This is a genomic window from Hymenobacter agri (genome assembly GCF_054778495.1).
The window spans coordinates 1-2941 of sequence record NZ_BAAGZM010000541.1; the positions used below are offsets into that span (position 1 = coordinate 1).

The 2941-nt window shown below is 62.1% G+C and carries 3 protein-coding genes; 2 read left to right on the forward strand and 1 reads right to left on the reverse strand.

The annotated features are described in order from the left end of the window. On the reverse strand, nt 1-835 hold an 835-nt coding region (gene rluF / locus ACYVDE_RS19005; protein WP_460503117.1), incomplete at its 3' end, for a 23S rRNA pseudouridine(2604) synthase RluF. 238 nt (nt 836-1073) lie between these two features. On the opposite strand from rluF, the gene ACYVDE_RS19010 reads away from it, so the two are divergent. Continuing rightward, nucleotides 1074-1943, forward strand: coding sequence for an SDR family oxidoreductase (locus tag ACYVDE_RS19010; RefSeq protein WP_460503118.1), 870 nt, complete (start codon nt 1074-1076; stop codon nt 1941-1943). 181 nt (nt 1944-2124) lie between these two features. Then, a complete protein-coding gene (locus ACYVDE_RS19015) occupies nt 2125-2799 on the forward strand; it encodes a hypothetical protein (RefSeq protein WP_460503119.1) in 675 nt (224 codons plus the stop codon). The last annotated feature ends 142 nt before the right edge of the window (nt 2800-2941 follow it).

Sequence of the window (2941 nt, forward strand, 5' to 3'; positions counted from 1 at the left end):
GCGGCCGGCCGGGCTGCAACTCGGTGCCAGTAGCGGCGCTCGGGGCTTTACGGGTGGTTTTGCCCGCCGAAGCCTTGCCGCCGCTGCGGCGGCCGCCCGAAGCCTCTTCAGTGCCGCTCGAATGGGCCACCATTTTCATGATACCGGCCAGTTCGTCGGACGTGAGTTCGCGCCAGTCGCCCACGGGCAGGCCCTTCAGGCTCACGTTCATGATGCGGACGCGCTCGAGCTTGAGGACTTCGTAGCCGAAATGCTCCACCATTCGGCGAATCTGACGGTTCAGCCCTTGCACCAGCGTGATGCGGAAGATGTAGGGCGTTTCCTTCACAATCACGCATTTCTTCGTCACGGTGCCCAGCATGGGGATGCCAGCGGACATTTCGTCGAGCATGCGGTCGGTGAGAATGCGGTCCACCGTTACCACGTACTCTTTCTCGTGCTGGTTGCCGGCCCGCAGAATCTTGTTCACGATGTCGCCGTCGCTGGTCAGGAAAATCAGGCCCGACGAATCCTTATCGAGCCGGCCGATGGGAAACACGCGGGCGGCGTGGTTCACGTAGTCGACGATGTTGCCGCGCACGCCCGGCTCGCTGGTGCTCGTGATGCCCACCGGCTTGTTGAAGGCCAGGTACACCGCATCTTCGGCCTGGCGGGGCTCCAGCTTGTGGCCGTTCACGCTCACGCGGTCGCGCGGGCCCACCTGGTCGCCAATCTGGGCGGGCTTGCCGTTGAGCAGCACCGCACCCTCGGCGATGTAACGGTCGGCCTCACGGCGCGAGCATAACCCGCTTTCGCTGATAAATTTATTGAGGCGAATGGAAGAGCTGACAGGCATAGGGCGCGGCGAATAAAGAAAAAGAAAACGCTGAAACCGAAGCAACCCGGGACGCGGACGTTACAAAGGTACGCCCGCGTTGTAGCGTAGACTCTGCGAGGTCGCGTGTGGTAGAACGACCGTTGCAAAACGATTCGCCCCGGCGCGGACTCGCCAAGGCCGCGCTGCCCTCTCCGGCAACCCCCGCCCGCGCCGGCCGTTAGCCCAACCGTACTAATATCAAATCACCCCTTTCCTGATGTCCGATAAACCAACCATTTTCCCGCCCCAAAGCCAAGACGCGGGTGCCGGCAAGCCCGGCCTCGAATACAAGATGACTCCCGAGCCCGAATACATCCGCGAAGGCTACAAAGGGGCCGATAAGCTCAAGGGCAAAGTAGCCCTCATCACGGGCGGCGACTCGGGCATTGGCCGGGCCGTGGCCGTGCACTACGCCGTGGAGGGGGCCGATGTGGCCATTTGCTACTTCCCCACCGAGCAGCAGGATGCCGAGAAAGTGCAGGAGCTGGTGCAGTCCCGCGGCCGCCGCTGCCTGTTGCTGCCCGGCGACCTCAAGTCGCCCGCCTTTTGCCAGGAAATAGTGGACCGTACGGTGGCTGAGCTGGGCGGGCTGAACATTCTGGTGAACAATGCCGCCGAGCAGAACTGGCACGACTCGCTGGAGGAAATTAAGGACGAGGAGCTTGACAGCATCTTCAACCTGAACATTATTGCCATGTTCCGCATCTCACGGGCTGCCCTCAAGCACCTCAAGGAAGGCGACTCCATCATCAACACCGCGTCGGTGAACGGCTTCAAAGGCAACGAGCTGCTGCTCGACTACACCTCGACCAAAGGCGCCATTACGGCCTTCACTCGGGCGCTGTCGCTGCAGCTTATCAAGAAGGGCATTCGCGTCAACTCGGTGGCCCCCGGCCCCATCTGGACGCCGTTCATCACCGGCATCGGGCTGCTGAAACTGCCGCTGTTCGGCCACGACGTGCCGATGGGCCGCGCTGGCCAGCCCTCCGAAGTGGCCCCGGCCTACGTGTTTCTGGCGTCGGAAGACGCTTCGTACTTCTCGGGCCAGACGCTGCACCCCAACGGCGGCTCGGTGGTAAACGCCTAGCGCTGGTAAGGCGGACTACCCCGAAATTTCATTTCAGCTCGTGTGCGCGGCATCGTTCGCCTGGCCCGAAATGGAATTTCGGGATACTCCGCCTTGCGGCGATAACCCCGCCGCAAGCCCCGCCGTATCAGGCCCTAAAAATGGCTGCATTGCCATTTTACTTTTCTTCAATACGCTTCTTATGAATACCAAACTCCTCGGCCTGCTGGCCGCCGCCGCGCTGGCCACCGCTTCCTGCACGCAGGACAAAAAAGTGGAAACCACCACGACTACCACGCCCGAAACCACGACGACGACCACCACAACCACTACGGTAGACACGGTGGGCGTGCGCGACGAAGCCCGCCGCCTCGCCGCCCGGCTCGCCGAAGACCTCAAGCTGAGCGACCCGGCCGTGGTGACCCGCGTGGAGCGCACCTACTACACCCGCGGCACGCGCCTAGCCGAAGCCCGCAACCGCTACACCACCGACACCACCGGCCAGTATGCCACCCTGCGCCAGATTAACGACGAGGCCGACAACGAAATTCGCACCGACCTCGGCAGCGACAGCTACTACAACACCTACTCGGCCAACCGCGCCAACTACGGAGACGGTCCCTACTCGCTGGCTCCCGCCACGGTAACTACCGCTTCCTCGACCACCACGGTGCGTCGTGGTGGTAGCGTGGGCCAAGGCTCGGGCATCAAGAAGATTGATAACGAGAAGGATGGTGACCGCAAAACCAAGTACGAAAACGGCGCAAAAATCAAGCGTAACGACGACGGCTCGATGAAAATCAAGATGGCCGATGGCACGAAGATTAAAATCGACGAAAACGGCCACCGTACCGTGAAAAAGGGCTTATTCAAATAAGCCCCGACGTTCGTTTAAAAAGCCCGCTACTGCTTGCAGTAGCGGGCTTTTTTACTGCCCGAAGCTGCCAGGGAAGCGGGGGGGCGGGTGCAGGTACGCGACGCGCTGGGTCGGGCCGTGGGGCCGGCCCGGGCGCTGGCCG